The following is a 14,929-nucleotide window of genomic DNA, read 5'->3' as shown; positions in this document are numbered from 1 at the left end:
AGATGGGTATAAGGGAGGGGAGCGGCGGTGGGCGGCGGCGGAACCGGTGCCGACACCGGGCCGTCGGGCGGCCACGACGGCGTCGGTACTGGTGTTCCGGGGCCGGAGGTCGATGCGTGGGCGACGCCGGGCGGCGATGCAACGCCGTTCTGACCGGACGAGAGGGGCCGGTCGGTCGGGGATCGTCTCGGACGAGCGCCGCCTAGACTCGTGGAGTGCGTGGATCCCAGGCTGTGCTCGTCCGAACACCCGTGATCCGTTCCCTCGCGCCCTTGGCGCTGCTCGCCGCGCTGGTCTTGAGCGGCTGCTCGGTGGGATCGCCGGCGCCATCGGCATCGCCTTCCGCGACGTCGAGCGCCGCGACCGGATCACCGGCTGCGGCGCCCGTGCTGCATCCCGACGGCTCCGCGGAGGACAACCTTCCGTTGTTCTCCGACGTCGTGGCGCGAGTCTGGGCGGGGGAGAGCCGGGTCAAGGGTGGGGCATACGTCGATGCGCTCACCGCTGCGGGATTCGCCCGGGCGGACATGCAGGTGACGGCGGATGAGACGACGGTGGGCAACCCCGCCGAGAGCATCCAGTTCTCCGTGCGATGGGGGCAGGACAAGTGCCTCGTCGGACAGGTGGGTCCGTCCACCGGGGATCCGGTCACGTCGGTGCTTCCGCAGGTCGACGGCGGCAAGTGCCTCATCGGCAAGACCGCACCTGTCGGGCCGTAGCCGTCCCGGGGAGGAAGGGCGCGCGCCCCGGGTAGGCTGGAGTGTCGATCCCACGGAATACCGTCGGAGAGCGACCCGCAGCCTCGCAACCGTCGTCATGACGACAGAAGGAGCGCCCTCGTGGCCGAATACATCTACTCCATGGTCCGCGCCCGCAAGGCCGTGGGCGACAAGCTCATCCTCGACGACGTCACCATGTCGTTCCTCCCGGGCGCGAAGATCGGCATGGTCGGCCCGAACGGCGCGGGCAAGTCCACGATCCTGAAGATCATGGCGGGCCTGGACACTCCCTCCAACGGCGAGGCCAAGCTCACGCCCGGATTCAGCGTGGGCATCCTCATGCAGGAACCGGAGCTCGACGAGTCCAAGACCGTGCTGGAGAACGTCCAGGAGGGGGTGGCGGTCAAGGCCAAGGTCGATCGCTTCAACGAGATCTCCGCCCTGATGGCGGACCCCGACGCCGACTTCGACGCGCTGCTCGCCGAGATGGGCGTGCTGCAGGAGGAGATCGACGCCGCCGACGGCTGGGACCTGGATTCCCAGCTCGAGCAGGCGATGGACGCGCTGCGCACGCCGCCGGCGGATGCTCCCGTGACCAATCTCTCCGGTGGTGAGAAGCGTCGCGTCGCCCTCGCGAAGCTGCTGCTGCAGAAGCCCGACCTGCTGCTGCTCGACGAGCCCACCAACCACCTCGACGCCGAGAGCGTGCTCTGGCTGGAGAAGCACCTCCAGGCCTACAAGGGCGCGGTGATCGCGATCACCCACGATCGATACTTCCTCGACAACATGGCGGAGTGGATCGCGGAGGTCGACCGCGGCCGCCTCATCGGCTACGAGGGCAACTACTCGACGTACCTCGAGAAGAAGGCAGAGCGCCTCGACATCCAGGGCAAGAAGGACGCGAAGCTCGCCAGGCGTCTCAAGGACGAGCTGGAGTGGGTGCGATCGAGCGCCAAGGGCCGCCAGACCAAGTCGAAGGCGCGCCTTGCCCGCTACGAGGAGATGGCGACGGAGGCGGAGCGGACGCGGAAGCTCGACTTCGAGGAGATCCAGATTCCCGCGGGTCCGCGTCTGGGCAGCGTTGTGATCGAGGCGAAGAAGCTGCAGAAGGGCTTCGACGGGCGCTCGCTCATCGACGGCCTCAGCTTCAGCCTGCCGCCGAACGGCATCGTCGGCGTGATCGGCCCCAACGGCGTCGGAAAGACCACGCTGTTCAAGACGATCGTGGGACTCGAGCCCCTCGACGGCGGCGACCTGAAGGTCGGCGAGACGGTCAAGGTCAGCTACGTCGACCAGTCCCGCGCGAACATCGACCCCGACAAGACCCTGTGGGAGGTCGTCTCCGACGGCCTGGACATCATGATGGTCGGCAAGATCGAGATCCCGTCCCGCGCCTACGTCTCGAAGTTCGGCTTCAAGGGCCCCGACCAGCAGAAGAAGGCCGGCGTGCTGTCCGGCGGTGAGCGCAACCGTCTGAACCTCGCCCTCACGCTCAAGGAGGGCGGCAATCTGCTGCTGCTCGACGAGCCGACCAACGACCTCGACGTCGAGACGCTGAGCTCCCTCGAGAACGCGCTTCTCGAGTTCCCCGGCTGCGCGGTGGTCATCACGCACGACCGGTGGTTCCTCGACCGGATCGCGACCCACATCCTCGCCTACGAGGGCACCGACGAGAACCCCGACCAGTGGTACTGGTTCGAGGGCAACTTCGACGCCTACGAGCGCAACAAGATCGAGCGCCTCGGCGCAGACGCGGCCAGCCCGCACCGCTCCACGCACCGCAGGCTCACGCGTGACTGAGATCGCCGCTGCCGGCGCTCCCGACGCCGCGGCTCCCGACGGGGCCGCGGCGGGGGAGCGGCTGCACATCCCGATCCACCTGCGCTGGGGCGATCTCGACGCGTTCAACCACGTGAACAACACCTCGATGCTGAAGCTGCTCGAGGAAGCTCGGGTGCGGGCGTTCTGGCGGCCGGGCGAGGGGGAGCACGGCCCGAGCACGGCGGTGCTGAGCTCTGGGCTCGACGCCGGCGTGCTGACCCTCGTCGCGCGGCAGGAGATCGAGTACCTGGCGCCCGTGCCGTATCAGCGGCACCCGCTCGAGGTCCAGATGTGGTTCGGCAAGCTCGGCGGATCCAGCATCGAGGTCTGCTACGAGGTCTACAACGACGCGGCGTTCGAGGAGCGCGTGCTGTACGCGCGCTCGACCGCGGTGATCGTGCTGGTGGACGCGGCCACGGGCCGTCCCACGCGGATCGGCCCCGAGATGCGCGACGCCTGGTCGCCCTATTCCGGGCCGTCGATCGTCTACGCGCACCGCTGAGCGGCACGACGGCGGCTTCGCGCGCGCCGCGCGGCGAGGTGCGGGATCAGGCCTCGGGGACCCGGATCGTGATCTCCTGGGCGACGCTCGCCACGAGGGCGCCGCTGCGGTCGTAGATCCGCCCCGTGGCGAGTCCACGTCCTCCGCGCGCGTTCGGCGACTCCTGCACATACAGCAGCCAGTCGTCGACGCGTCCGGGGCGGTGCCACCACATGGCGTGGTCCAGGCTCGCGACCTTCAAACCGGGCACGTTCCAGCTGAGGCCGTGCGCGCGCAGGATCGACTCCTGGATCGACATGTCGCTGAGATACGCGAGCGCCGCGCGGTGCAGAGCCGGGTCGTCGGGGAACGGGGCGCGCAAGCGCATCCACACCGCCTGGTGCGCGGACTTCTCCGCCCCCGCCTGGCCGAACAGCGGTCCCTCCACGTGCCGCATGTCGACCGGACGGTCGATGAGCATGCGCTTCGACAGCGGGTGGATCCCGTCGGACAGCTCCTCGTCCGGGGCGAGGTCCTCCGGACTCGGGATCCCTTCCGGCATCGGCTCGGCGTGATCTATGCCGGGGTTCTCGTCCTGGAACGACGCGATCATCGAGAAGATCGGCACGCCGTTCTGATACGCCTGGGCTCGTCGGGTCGAGAAGGAGCGACCGTCGTGGATGCGGTCCACCGCGAACGTCAGTCCCTGCGAGGCGTCCCCGGCACGGAGGAAGTAGCCGTGCATCGAGTGCGGGACACGGCCATCGGGCATCGTCCGCTCCGCCGCGATGATGGACTGGCCGAGCACCTGTCCGCCGTAGATCCTTCCGGTCGGCATCGGATGCGAGACGCCCGTGAAGATGTCCTCGGTCGTGCGTGCATCGGAGGAGTCGAGATCGAGGATCCCCCGCAACATCTCGACCGATCGGCGGGCGTGCTCGTCGTGCGTCATGGGATCCTCTCGGCGGCTGCCGCGACACACCGGGGGACCCGTCGCGACCGGTTGCTAGTTTAGAGGGCGTGCCCACGCCCCTGATCCTCGCCGATGCCGACACCGCGCGTGATGCGCTCACCTTCGTCTCCCGGGCCGGTCGCGCCGGCGATGAGGGCGTCAGGCTGCAAGCCGACGGTGGGGTGCTCGCGATGACGGCGGCGGCGCTCGTGCCGCAGACGCTGTTCGATGCGACGCCGACGATCCTCGCGATGCGGATCGTCCGGGCCGACCCCGAGCTGCGCTGCGACATCGTGATCGACGAGCTCACCACCACCGACGACCCTCGTGCCCTCGCGCTGCCCGACACCGGTCGCAGCCCCTCCTGGGCCGGCGTCGCGCCGCCTCGGAGCGGTTGGATGCCGGTCGGGACGCTGGGTGCCGACGTCATCGCTCAGCGCGCGCAGTGGGGCATCTCGGCGGTCGCGCACGGATCCCCGGCCGGCGCGGGAGAGGATGCGGTCCGCGCGCTGCGTGCCGCGATCTGGGGCGAGCCGGATGAGGACCTCCTCGGCCTGCCGCGCGGCGTCGCCTTCGCCGCGCACGCCTTCGGCTTCATCTCCGGCGCCGAGCAGGTGCCGATCACGACCTCGGGGCGGTGGACGCGTCTCGCGTTCTCGCGCGGGCACGTGCTCAGCCGCGGTCCCGCTGCGGTGGGGCTGACCGCTGTGCGGGCCACGGGCAGCGCCGGCTGAGGCGGGGTCGTCAGCGCCGCACGACGGTGATCGTCGGCGGTGAGGCGAGGCTCTGCCCGACGACGCAGTAGCGCTCGGTCGAGGCGGCGATCCGCTGCAGACGGCCGTCGTCGGCATCGCTGTCGATCGTGATCGTGACCGAGATCTCGCCGACCCCGACCGGCGCCTCCCGGTCCAGCCCCAACGTCCCGCGCGCGTCCCAGTGGCACTCCGCGGTGAGCCGGACGTTCTCCACCGTCACGCCCATCGCCGTCGTGACGGCGCGGAACGTCACCCCGACGCACCCCAGCAGCGCCTGCATGAGGAGGTCCGCCGAGCATGCATCGGATCCGTCACCGCCGGTCGCGGGGTGCTGTCCGGCGCGGACAGGGCCTGCCCATCCATCGATGGTCGCGGTGATGCCGGGATCCCGGTACTCCCCGGTCGCCCCGGAGACGACGCTGGCGCTGCCCGGGTCCTGGCGGTAGCGCTTCTTGAGCGGTGCCTGGCGCGCTCGCAGCTCTTCTGCGTCCATGCACGCGATCCTGGCACTCCGACCGTGCGGGGTCCAGAGCCGGAGGCGGATGTCAGACCGCGTGCGCCGCCGCGCGCCCGGCCTGGCGTCCCGAGAACAGGCATCCGCCGAGGAAGGTGCCCTCGAGCGCGCGGTACCCGTGCACCCCGCCGCCGCCGAAACCGCTCGCCTCGCCCGCGGCGTACAGCCCCGGCACGGGATCGCCGCCGGCGTCCAGAGCGCGCCCGTCCAGATCCGTCTCGATGCCGCCGAGCGACTTGCGGGTGATGACCCGCAGCCGCACCGCGATCAGCGGCCCGGCGGAAGCGTCCTGCAGGCGGTGGGGGGATGCCGTGCGGATCAGGCGGTCTCCGCGGTAGGCGCGGGCCGAACGCAGCATCGCGATCTGCGCGTCCTTGGTGAAGTCGTTGTCGATCTCGCGGTCGCGCGCGACGACCTCCTCGCGCACCCGGTCGGGGTCCAGGGCATCCCCGCCCGGGAGCTCCTGCATGCGGGCGATCAGCCGTCCGAGGTCGTCCTCGACGACGAAATCCTCGCCCTGGTCCAGGAACGCCTGCACCGGGTCCGTGGGACCCTTCGCGAGCCGGGAGCGCACGAGGAGCGGCACGTCCTTGCCGGTGAGGTCGGGATTCTGCTCGCTGCCGGACAGCGCGAACTCCTTCTCCACGATCTGCCGCGTCGTCACGAACCAGGAATGATCGTGCCCGGTCGCACGCAGGTGGGCCAGGGTGCCGAGCGTGTCGAATCCGGGGAACAGCGGCACGGGGAGGCGGGCGCCGGTCGCGTCCAGCCAGAGCGACGACGGGCCGGGCAGGATCCTGATGCCGTGGCCGGGCCAGACCGGATCCCAGTTGCGGATGCCCTCGACGTAGTGCCACATGCGATCGCCGTTGATGAGTCGGGCGCCCGCCGTCGCGGACACCGCCTGCATCGAGCCGTCGACGTAGGCGGGCACCCCGGTGAGCATGTCCGCGGGCGGCGTGCCGAGGCGCTCCGGCCACGCGGCACGCACGAGGTCGTGGTTGCCGCCGATGCCGCCCGAGGTCACGATCGTCGCCCCTGCGGCGATCTCGAACGTGGCGATGGGCTCGCGGTCGCTCTGCACGCCGCGCGCCGCCGCGGACGATGCGAGGATGTCGCCCTGCGCGCCCGTGACGACGCCGTCCTGGACCGTGAGAGCCGTCACGCGATGCCGGGGGAGGACCACCAGGTGCCCTGTCTTCTCGGCCTGCTCGAGGGCGGCCTGGAACGGCGCGACGATGCCGGGGCCGGTGCCCCAGGTGATGTGGAAGCGGGGGACCGAGTTGCCGGGTCCCAGAGCGCCGTAGCCGCCGCGCTCGGCCCAGCCCACGACGGGGAAGAAGCCCACCCCGCGCTCTCGGAGCCAGGACCGCTTCTCGCCGCTCGCGAACTGGAGGTAGGCCTCGGCCCAGCGCCGCGGCCACGCGTCCTCTTCGCGGTCGAACCCCGCGTTCCCGAACCAGTCCTGCCGGGCCAGCTCGTAGGAGTCAGAGATGCCCATGCGGCGCTGCTCGGGGGAGTCGACGAGGAACAGCCCACCGAAGGACCACCAGGCCTGCCCGCCCAGGTTCGTGCGCGGCTCCTGATCTAGGACGATCACGCGCCTGCCTGCGGCGATCGCCTCCGCAGCCGCGACGAGGCCGGACAGGCCCCAGCCGATGACGAGGACGTCGGTGGAGTGGGTGGTCGTGGTCGCGGTCATGAGATCTCCGTCGAACTCGGTGTGCGTGCGGCGCCCCGCTAGAGGACGGGGCGCCCGTCTGGGGCCGGTGCGCCCGCCGCGCTCGCGCGGCTCGGCTCGAATGTATTCACCATCGCATGCGCGGCGCGCTCGAGGTAGTCCCACAGCGTCGCCTCGTGGATCGGCGAGAGCTGCGCATCGTCGACCGCCGTGCGCATGCATCGCAGCCAGCGGTCACGGGCGTCCGGATCGACGTGGAACGGCATGTGCCGCATCCGCAGCCGCGGGTGTCCCCGCTGCTCGCCGTAGGTGGTGGGTCCGCCCCAGTACTGCTCCAGGAACATGCGGAGCCGGTCCGCGGCCGGACCGAGGTCCTCCTCGGGGTACATCGGCTTCAGCACGGGATCGAGGGCGACCTCGCGGTAGAAGACCTCGACGAGACGCTGGAACGTCGCGTGGCCGCCGACCTCGTCGTAGAAGGACATCGGCTCGGTCATCGTTCGTCTCCAGGGGTCTGCGGATCCTGCGGGGCCTGCGGATCGGGGAGGGGCGGGAGGGGCAGGCTCTGCGGTGCCGACGGAGGAGTCTTCGGCTTCTCGGTCTTCTCGGTCTTCTCGGTCTTCTCGGTCTTCTCGGTCTTCTCGGTCTTCTCGGTCTTCTTGGGTGCGGAAGCGGTCGGCGCAGGCTTGGTGCGCGGCGGCGGCGTGACCGTGGCGGGCTTCTCGTCCTCGGTCTTCTTCTTGCGCCAGAATCCGCGTTCCGGGACCGTGGGGGCGGTCGCGACGGGGTTCGGGCGGGTGCGCGGCGGGTTGGCTCCGTGCACGCGGCGGGCGCCTTCGGGGCCGGCGAGCTGTACCGTGGCCATGCTCGGGACGGTCAGTTCCATGCCGAGCATCGTGTCGCGCAGCCGCATCCGCAACTCCCGGGCGACGTCGTCCATCGCGTTCGTGCGGGTCTTCATCACGACCCGGACTACGAGGGCGTCGCCGTCGATCGACTCCAGCCCCCAGATCTCGGGCTTCTCGATGATGCGGGTGCGCCACTTCGGATCCTTCGCGAGCCCCTGTGCGGCGGCGAGCAGCGCGTCCTCGACCGCGGGGACGTCCGCGTCGGCCGGCACGCCGAGATCGATGATCGCGCGAGCCCAGCCCTGTGACATGTTGCCGATCCGGGTGATCTCGCCGTTGCGCACGTACCAGAGGGTGCCGTTCGCGTCGCGCACCTGCGTGATGCGCACGCTGACGTACTCGACGACGCCGGAGGCGAGACCCAGGTCGACCACGTCGCCGATTCCGACCTGATCCTCGGCCACGAGGAACATGCCGTTCAGGACGTCCTTGACGATGTTCTGGGCGCCGAAGCCGAGGCCCGCGCCGACCGCGGCGGTGAGCAGAGTCAGGGATCCCAGCAGATTGGGTTCGATGATGTTCACGATCAGGACGAGCGCGACCACCACGAGGATCACATTGACGATGTTCTGCAGGATCGTGCCGAGCGTCCTCGTTCGCTGCACCAGCCGCATGTCCGCGAGCGGGGAGCGCTCGAGCGCCCTCGTGTCCGTGACCTCGGCCTTCGATTTGGCGCCCGCGACGATCCGGCGCACGACGCGTCGGATGACGAAGCGGAGCGCGTAGGCGATCACGGTGCACACGACGATCGTCACGGCGCTCCAGAGCGCTTTCATGCCGATATCGCCGAGAACGGTGAGGATCTGGGTCCACGCGTCGGCGGCCTTCTCTGCCTGAGTTGCCATGGAGACGATATTCATCGTTCACGATCCTATGACCGGGGCCTTGGCGGGTTCTGAACAGCCACGGCGCTTCGTCGGGAGTCACCCGGCACGACGGGGAACGCCGAAGGGCCGGAAGGAGCGAACTCCTTCCGGCCCTTCGGCTCGTCGCGCTCGGCGCGTCAGTTCTGCGCGTCGGCGGCCACGGCCTCGACGGTCTCGGCGTCGAGGGCCTGGGCGGCCAGTGCGCGCTCGACGTCGGCGAGGTTCTCGAACACGAGGCGGCGCAGCGCGGGCGCGGCGTCCTGGTGAGCCGAGAGCCAGGCGCGGGTCGCGTCGCGCAGGGCGACATTGGCGAGCGCCTTCGGGTAGAGGCCCACGATCAGGTAGTTCGCGACCTGGAAGGTGCGGCCCTCCCAGATCGAGAGCAGGGCGTCGAAGTACTGCGCGACGAACGGCTCGAGCAGCGCGACCCCCGCCGGGTGCGTGAAGCCGAGCGCCGCGGAGCGGACGATCGTGTTGGACAGGTCGTCGCGCTCGACGAGCGAGGACCACGCGGCCTGCTTGTCCTCGGGCGTCGGCAGCGCCGCGCGGGCCTGTGCGGCGAACTCCCCGCCCTTGGCGGTGTTGTCGCCCGCCAGCGCGGCGTCGATCGCCGCGCCGTCGACGGCGCCGACCGTGGCGAGGCCGACGAGCAGATGCCAGGAGAGGTCGGTGTCGATCGTGAGGCCGTCGAGCGTCAGCTCGCCGTCGCGGAGGCGACGGACCACGTCGGCGTGCTCGGGCGTGGTGAGCGAGTTCGCGAACGCCGTGACGAACTGCAGCTGGCTGTCGGACGCGGCCTCCGCGCCCTGAGCGAGCGCCCACAGGCCGTCCGCCACGCGGGTGCGGGCAGCGGCCCGGTGGCCCGGCGTCACGTACAGCGCGGCCGCGGTCTGCAGCTGGCTGAGCGTGGTGCGCACCGTGGTCGACTCGGTCTCGCGCCCGATGTTGCCGAGCACGAGGTCGATGTAGTCGCTCGCGGCGCTCTCGGCGTCGCGGGTCTGGTCCCACGCCGCGCCCCACACGAGCGAGCGAGCGAGCGGGTCGCTGATGTCGGCGAGGTGCGCGACGGCGGTCGCGAGGGAGCGCTCGTCGAGACGGATCTTCGCGTAGGCGAGGTCCTCGTCGTTGAGCAGCACGAGGTCAGGGCGCTTCAGGCCCTGCAGCTCGGGGATCTCGGTGCGGTCGCCGTCGACGTCCACCTCGGCGTGGTGGGTGCGCACGAGAGCGCCAGAGGCGTCGAGGTTGTAGAACCCGATGCCCAGGCGGTGCGGGCGGATCGTCGGGTAGTCGGCGGGAGCGGTCTGGGTGACCGCGAAGCGCGAGATGGAGCCGTCCCCGGCCTCTGCGATGACGGGTGCGAGCGTGTTGACGCCCGCCGTCTCCAGCCACTTCTTGGACCAGACCGTGAGGTCGCGACCGCTGGTCCGCTCCAGCTCGACGAGCAGGTCGCTGAGCTCGGTGTTCTGCCAGGAGTGCTTCTTGAAGTACTCGGACACGCCGGCGAAGAACGCCTCGATGCCCACCCAGGCGGCGAGCTGCTTGAGGACGGATCCGCCCTTGGCGTAGGTGATGCCGTCGAAGTTCACCTGCACGTCGTCGAGGTCGTTGATCTCGGCGACGACGGGGTGCGTGGAGGGGAGCTGGTCCTGACGGTAGGCCCAGGTCTTCTCCATCGCGTTGAAGGTCGTCCACGCTTCGGTCCACTCGGTGGCCTCGGCGGTCGCGATGGTCGACGCCCACTCGGCGAAGGACTCGTTCAGCCAGAGGTCGTTCCACCACTTCATGGTGACGAGGTCGCCGAACCACATGTGCGCGAGCTCGTGCAGGATCGTGACGACGCGGCGCTCCTTGACGGCGTCGGTCACCTTGCTGCGGAAGACGTAGGTCTCGGTGAAGGTGACCGCGCCCGCGTTCTCCATGGCGCCGGCGTTGAACTCCGGAACGAAGAGCTGGTCGTACTTCGCGAACGGGTACGGGACCCCGAACTTCTCCTCGTAGTAGGCGAAGCCCTCACGGGTCTTGTCGAAGATGTAGTCGGCGTCGAGGTGCTCCCACAGGCTCTTGCGCCCGTAGACGCCGAGCGGGATCACGCGGCCGGATGCGCTCGTCAGCTCCGAGAAGGTCTCCTCGTAGGGGCCGGCGATGATCGCGGTGATGTACGACGAGATCCGCGGGGTGGGCTCGAAGCCCCAGGTGGCGACCGCGCCGGTCTCCGCCGATGCGGACCCGTTCGAGACGTCGTGATGGATCGGCTCGGGGGTGGGGGAGTTCGAGACGACCTTCCACGCTGCAGGCGCGGTGATCGTGAACTGGAACGTCGCCTTCAGGTCGGGCTGCTCGAACACGGCGAAGACGCGACGGGAGTCGGGCACCTCGAACTGCGAGTAGAGGTAGACCTCGCCGTCGACGGGGTCGACGAAGCGGTGCAGGCCCTCGCCGGTGTTCGTGTACTCGCAGTCGGCGTCGACGACGAGCACGTTCTCCGCGGCCAGGCCGTCGAGCGCGATCCGCGAGTCAGCGTACGCCGAGGTCGGGTCGATCTGCTCGCCGTTCAGGGTGATCTCGCGCACCTCGCGCGCGATCAGGTCGATGAAGGTCGCGGATCCCTCGGCGGCGCTGAAGCGCACGACGCTGCGGGATCCGAACACCTCCGCGCCCTTGGTCAGGTCGAGCGCGATCTCGTACGACTCGGTGTCGACGATCGCGCGGCGCTCCTGCGCCTCGATGCGGGTGAGGTTCTCTCCAGGCACTGCTCTGACTCCCAGGGGTGAGGGTTTCGGCCGCAAGATCCGCGCTGCTGGCGCCGGCGGCAACCGTCCCAGCCTACGCCAGAGCGCGTCTCGCATGATTCCCCGGGCTCTCACCGGCTTCCGCCGGCCGCTGAGGCGGCGCTCGGCGGCGGCAAAGGAACTTCAGGGGAAGATAGGAGGGTGAGTGCTCGAAATGTGACCGCAGCAACCGTTCCCTTCGCCTCCGCGCCCGCCGCGAGCGGGCCCGAGTTCGTCGAGTCGCCCGTCGCATATGACGGCATCCTGCTCGCAGGATTCGGCGGACCCGAGGGGCAGGACGACGTGATCCCGTTCCTGCGCAACGTCACCCGCGGCCGCGGCATCCCTGATGAGCGGCTCGAGGAAGTCGCGCATCACTACCGGCACTTCGGGGGCGTCAGCCCGATCAACGCGCAGAACCGCGGGCTCAAGGCCGCACTCGAATCCGAGCTCGTGCGTCGCGGGATCGACCTCCCGGTGTACTGGGGCAACCGCAACTGGGCTCCCTACCTGTCCGACGCCGTGACCGAGGCGTCCGAGAGCGGCGACACGACGCTGCTGGCGTTCGCGACGAGTGCGTACAGCTCCTTCTCCAGCTGCCGTCAGTACCGCGAGGACTTCGCCCGCGTGCTGGACGAGACCGGTCTCGGTGAGACCGTGACGATCGACAAGATCCGTCCGTTCTACGACCACCCCGGGTTCGTCACGTCCTTCGTCGAGGGCGTGCGCGACGCGATCACCGCCTTCACGGCGGACGGCGCCGATGCTGCGGCGATCCAGGTCCTCTTCACCACACACAGCGTTCCCACCGACGATGCGCTGCGCTCCGGCCCCCGCGACGTCGACTGGGGCAGCGGCGGCGCGTACGCCGCGCAGCACGAGGCCGTCGCGGCGTGGGTCATGAGCCGCGTATCCGAGCTGCTGCCGAGTGCGGCCGACGTCCCGTGGGAGCTCGTGTACCAGTCCCGTTCGGGCCCCGCCTCGCAGCCCTGGCTCGAGCCCGACATCTGCGACGTGATCGAGGGGCTGCCCGCTCGCGGGCGCACCGCGGTCGCCGTGGTCCCGCTCGGCTTCGTGAGCGACCACATGGAGGTGCTCTGGGATCTCGACACCGAGGCGAAGGACGCGGCCGCGGAGGCGGGCCTCGCCTTCGTCCGCACGCCGACGCCCGGAGTGTCGGATTCCTTCGTGGCGGGGATCGTCGACCTCATCCAGGAGCGGCTGGAGGGACGCCCTGCGGCGAACCGCGCGCACGTGACGGCACTCGGCCCCGCGTTCGACGTGTGCCGTCCCGGGTGCTGCGAGAACATCCGGGCGGGGTTCAAGCCGGCCGCGGCTGGTATCGCGCCCTGATCGTTCCCCGGGGCCGCGTCACGCCGCCTCGCGGCGGTCGCGGCGCTCCGTAGGATTGAGCCATGCGCATCCACATCGCCACCGATCACGCCGGTCTCGAGTTCTCCACGCAGCTGCAGCACCACCTCGCCGAGGCGGGGCATGAGGTCGTGGACCACGGGCCCGTCGAGTACGACGCCCTGGACGACTACCCGGCGTTCTGCATCCGCGCGGCGCAGGCGACGATCGACGACCAGCGCGCCGGCGTCGAGGCGCTCGGCGTGGTGTTCGGCGGATCCGGCAACGGCGAGCAGATCGCGGCGAACAAGGTCGAGGGCATCCGCGCCGCCCTGGTGTGGAGCATCGCGACCGCGGAGCTCGCGCGGGAGCACAACGACGCCAACGTGATCGCGATCGGTGCGCGCCAGCACACCTTCGACGAGGTCGCCGGCTTCATCGACCGCTTCATCGCCACGCCGTTCTCGAACGAGGAGCGGCACGTGCGCCGGATCGCGCAGATCGCCGACTTCGAGCGCGACGGATCCCTGCTCCCGGACCCGCGCGCCTGATGCCCGAGGGCCATTCCGTCCACCGGATCGCGCGGCAGTTCGCGCGCAACTTCGTCGGCAAGCCCGTCGTCGCGTCGAGCCCCCAGGGCCGATTCGCCGAGGGTGCAGCGCTGCTCGACGGTCGCGCAGTGGAGAGCGTGCAGGCCGTCGGCAAGCAGATGTTCCTCGAGACCGAGGGGGATCTGTGGCTGCGCGTGCACCTGGGCCTCTACGGCGCATGGGACTTCTCCGGCGAGATCCTCGTGGATCCGACCATCGCTTCGGCCAACGGGCGGATGGGCCAGACGAATCAGCGCGGCACGGATCTCGACGAGGCGCCGATCCTGGACGACGCCGGCGAGAACTCGCTGGCGTCCATCGGCGCCCCGCGGAAGACTCGCGTGCATGTGCGCATGTCCGAGGCCACGAAGGGTCTCGCGGACGAAGGCGCCGAGTGGCCACCGCCCGTGGTGGGGCAGGTGCGCCTGCGCCTCATGACGGACGCGACCTGCGCGGATCTGCGCGGACCGACCGCGTGTGCGCTGCAGACGCCGGATGAGATGCTGGCGACGGTTGCGAAGCTCGGGCCGGATCCGCTCGTGGGCGACGTCGACGCGGGGGAGGAGCGCTTCGTGGCCGCGGTGCGGCGCCGGGCTGTGCCGATCGCGCTCCTGCTCATGGACCAGTCCGTGGTCAGCGGGATCGGCAATGTGTATCGAGCAGAGCTGCTGTTCCGTGCGCAGCTGAACCCGCACACCCCGGGGCGCGATGTGCCGGAGGAGACCGTGCGCGCGCTCTGGCGGGACTGGGTGCGTCTGCTCGCGATCGGCGTCGAGACGGGTCAGATGATGACCATGGACGATCTCACGTCCGACCAGTACCGGGCGGCCATGGCGCATCGCGACGACCGGCACTGGGTGTACCACCGCACGGGGTTGCCGTGTCGTGTGTGCGGCACCGACATCGTTCTCGAGGAGATCGGCGCCCGCAAGCTGTACTGGTGCCCGCGCTGTCAGGCGTGAGCGAGCGCGATCGCCTCTGACTGTTCTGCTCGGTCGGCGGCGCGCTCCTCGACTACCTGACCCGGCCCCTTCTTGGGGTGGGTTCAGGCGGCGGGTCGGAATCGTTTGGGTGGTGGGTCGATATTTCCCCACGCGTATCTCAGGGGGAGCCGCGGTGATAGTACGGACCGCTGCCCGTCGGGGTGGTGCAGGACGAAGTCGTCCTTCCGGTGGCGGGTGATCTGCCATCGGCCGTGGTGGAGTTCCATGTGATGGAACCGGCAGAGCAGGATCCCCCGGTCGATGTCCGTGCGGCCGTCGTCGCGGGCCCACTCATCGATGTGGTGTGCTTCACAGTAGGACGCGGGCCTGTCGCACCCGGTCCATCGGCATCCGCCGTCCCTGACAGCGAGTGCGATGCGTTGTTTCGGGGTGAACAGTCGTGATTCCCGGCCCACGTCGAGGGGGTTCCCACAGGTGTCGACGGTGACGGGGATGGTTCCGGTGTCGCAGATGCGTCGTTCCGCGACCGCGGCGGGGAGCGCGGTGAGGCCGTCTTCGGTGACCGCGACCGGCGCCAGCG

14 protein-coding genes are annotated in these 14,929 nt (G+C 70.1%); 7 read left to right on the top strand and 7 right to left on the bottom strand.

The window, feature by feature from the left end; genetic code table 11:
* Nucleotides 1-215 precede the first annotated feature (215 nt).
* From RS86_RS20030 to RS86_RS00385, 3 genes are all read left to right on the top strand, one after another.
* Entirely contained in the window at nt 216-719 is a 504-nt protein-coding gene (locus tag RS86_RS20030) for a DUF6993 domain-containing protein (protein ID WP_235281548.1), read from the top strand.
* 120 nt (nt 720-839) lie between these two features.
* Nucleotides 840-2,519 carry an energy-dependent translational throttle protein EttA gene (ettA, locus tag RS86_RS00390; RefSeq protein WP_045270223.1) on the top strand — a complete coding sequence of 560 codons (1,680 nt, stop codon included), beginning with the start codon at nt 840-842 and terminating at the stop codon, nt 2,517-2,519.
* A 1-nt stretch (nt 2,520) separates the two neighbouring features.
* Nucleotides 2,521-3,042 carry an acyl-CoA thioesterase gene (locus RS86_RS00385; RefSeq protein WP_045270226.1) on the top strand — a complete coding sequence of 174 codons (522 nt, stop codon included), beginning with the start codon at nt 2,521-2,523 and terminating at the stop codon, nt 3,040-3,042.
* A 46-nt stretch (nt 3,043-3,088) separates the two neighbouring features.
* On the opposite strand, the gene RS86_RS00380 is transcribed toward RS86_RS00385, so the two are convergent.
* Complete coding sequence (locus RS86_RS00380) at nt 3,089-3,973, bottom strand: acyl-CoA thioesterase (RefSeq protein WP_045270222.1); 885 nt, start codon at nt 3,971-3,973, stop codon at nt 3,089-3,091.
* A 68-nt stretch (nt 3,974-4,041) separates the two neighbouring features.
* Here RS86_RS00380 and RS86_RS00375 point away from each other — a divergent pair, with 68 nt between their 5' ends.
* Nucleotides 4,042-4,707, top strand: coding sequence for a hypothetical protein (locus RS86_RS00375; RefSeq protein ID WP_045270221.1), 666 nt, complete (start codon nt 4,042-4,044; stop codon nt 4,705-4,707).
* Nucleotides 4,708-4,717: 10 nt separating this feature from the next.
* Here the strand turns inward: RS86_RS00375 and RS86_RS00370 are convergent, their stop codons facing one another.
* The 5 genes from RS86_RS00370 to pepN all read right to left on the bottom strand — a co-directional run bounded on the left by RS86_RS00370 (nt 4,718) and on the right by pepN (nt 11,447).
* Nucleotides 4,718-5,221, bottom strand: a complete 504-nt coding sequence (locus RS86_RS00370) for an OsmC family protein (protein WP_045270220.1) — start codon at nt 5,219-5,221, stop codon at nt 4,718-4,720.
* Nucleotides 5,222-5,273: 52 nt separating this feature from the next.
* On the bottom strand, nt 5,274-6,944 hold the full coding sequence (locus RS86_RS00365) for an FAD-binding dehydrogenase (protein WP_045270219.1): 1,671 nt from the start codon (nt 6,942-6,944) through the stop codon (nt 5,274-5,276).
* Nucleotides 6,945-6,982: 38 nt separating this feature from the next.
* Nucleotides 6,983-7,420 carry a globin gene (locus RS86_RS00360; protein ID WP_045270218.1) on the bottom strand — a complete coding sequence of 146 codons (438 nt, stop codon included), beginning with the start codon at nt 7,418-7,420 and terminating at the stop codon, nt 6,983-6,985.
* On the bottom strand, nt 7,417-8,676 hold the full coding sequence (locus RS86_RS00355) for a mechanosensitive ion channel family protein (protein ID WP_327037084.1): 1,260 nt from the start codon (nt 8,674-8,676) through the stop codon (nt 7,417-7,419). The genes RS86_RS00360 and RS86_RS00355 overlap by 4 nt, the downstream gene beginning before the upstream one ends.
* 158 nt (nt 8,677-8,834) lie before the next feature.
* Complete coding sequence (pepN, locus tag RS86_RS00350; protein WP_045270217.1) at nt 8,835-11,447, bottom strand: aminopeptidase N; 2,613 nt, start codon at nt 11,445-11,447, stop codon at nt 8,835-8,837.
* 180 nt (nt 11,448-11,627) lie between these two features.
* Between pepN and RS86_RS00345 the strand changes: the two genes are divergently transcribed.
* From RS86_RS00345 to RS86_RS00335, 3 genes are all read left to right on the top strand, one after another.
* On the top strand, nt 11,628-12,818 hold the full coding sequence (locus RS86_RS00345; RefSeq protein ID WP_045270216.1) for a ferrochelatase: 1,191 nt from the start codon (nt 11,628-11,630) through the stop codon (nt 12,816-12,818).
* Between the two features lie 62 nt (nt 12,819-12,880).
* On the top strand, nt 12,881-13,366 hold the full coding sequence (locus RS86_RS00340) for a ribose-5-phosphate isomerase (RefSeq protein ID WP_045270215.1): 486 nt from the start codon (nt 12,881-12,883) through the stop codon (nt 13,364-13,366).
* Entirely contained in the window at nt 13,366-14,367 is a 1,002-nt protein-coding gene (locus tag RS86_RS00335) for an Fpg/Nei family DNA glycosylase (protein ID WP_045270214.1), read from the top strand. Before RS86_RS00340 ends, RS86_RS00335 begins: the two co-directional genes overlap by 1 nt.
* 83 nt (nt 14,368-14,450) lie before the next feature.
* Here RS86_RS00335 and RS86_RS20535 read toward each other — a convergent pair.
* Nucleotides 14,451-14,929: HNH endonuclease signature motif containing protein (locus RS86_RS20535; protein WP_045270213.1), on the bottom strand; the 479-nt coding region annotated here is incomplete at its 5' end.

The sequence above is a fragment of the Microbacterium azadirachtae genome, assembly GCF_000956505.1.
Taxonomy (GTDB): Bacteria; Actinomycetota; Actinomycetes; order Actinomycetales; family Microbacteriaceae; genus Microbacterium; species Microbacterium azadirachtae_A.
The sequence above is the reverse complement of the archived record's forward strand: the minus strand, read 5'-3'. Positions and strand labels throughout refer to the sequence as shown.

Coding starts and splice junctions, on each gene's coding strand:
- RS86_RS00380 (WP_045270222.1), bottom strand. CDS start 3,973: ATGACGCACGACGAGCACGCCCGCCGATCGGTCGAGATGTTGCGGGGG.
- RS86_RS00370 (WP_045270220.1), bottom strand. CDS start 5,221: ATGGACGCAGAAGAGCTGCGAGCGCGCCAGGCACCGCTCAAGAAGCGC.
- RS86_RS00365 (WP_045270219.1), bottom strand. CDS start 6,944: ATGACCGCGACCACGACCACCCACTCCACCGACGTCCTCGTCATCGGC.
- RS86_RS00360 (WP_045270218.1), bottom strand. CDS start 7,420: ATGACCGAGCCGATGTCCTTCTACGACGAGGTCGGCGGCCACGCGACG.
- RS86_RS00355 (WP_327037084.1), bottom strand. CDS start 8,676: ATGGCAACTCAGGCAGAGAAGGCCGCCGACGCGTGGACCCAGATCCTC.
- RS86_RS00340 (WP_045270215.1), top strand. CDS start 12,881: ATGCGCATCCACATCGCCACCGATCACGCCGGTCTCGAGTTCTCCACG.
- RS86_RS00335 (WP_045270214.1), top strand. CDS start 13,366: ATGCCCGAGGGCCATTCCGTCCACCGGATCGCGCGGCAGTTCGCGCGC.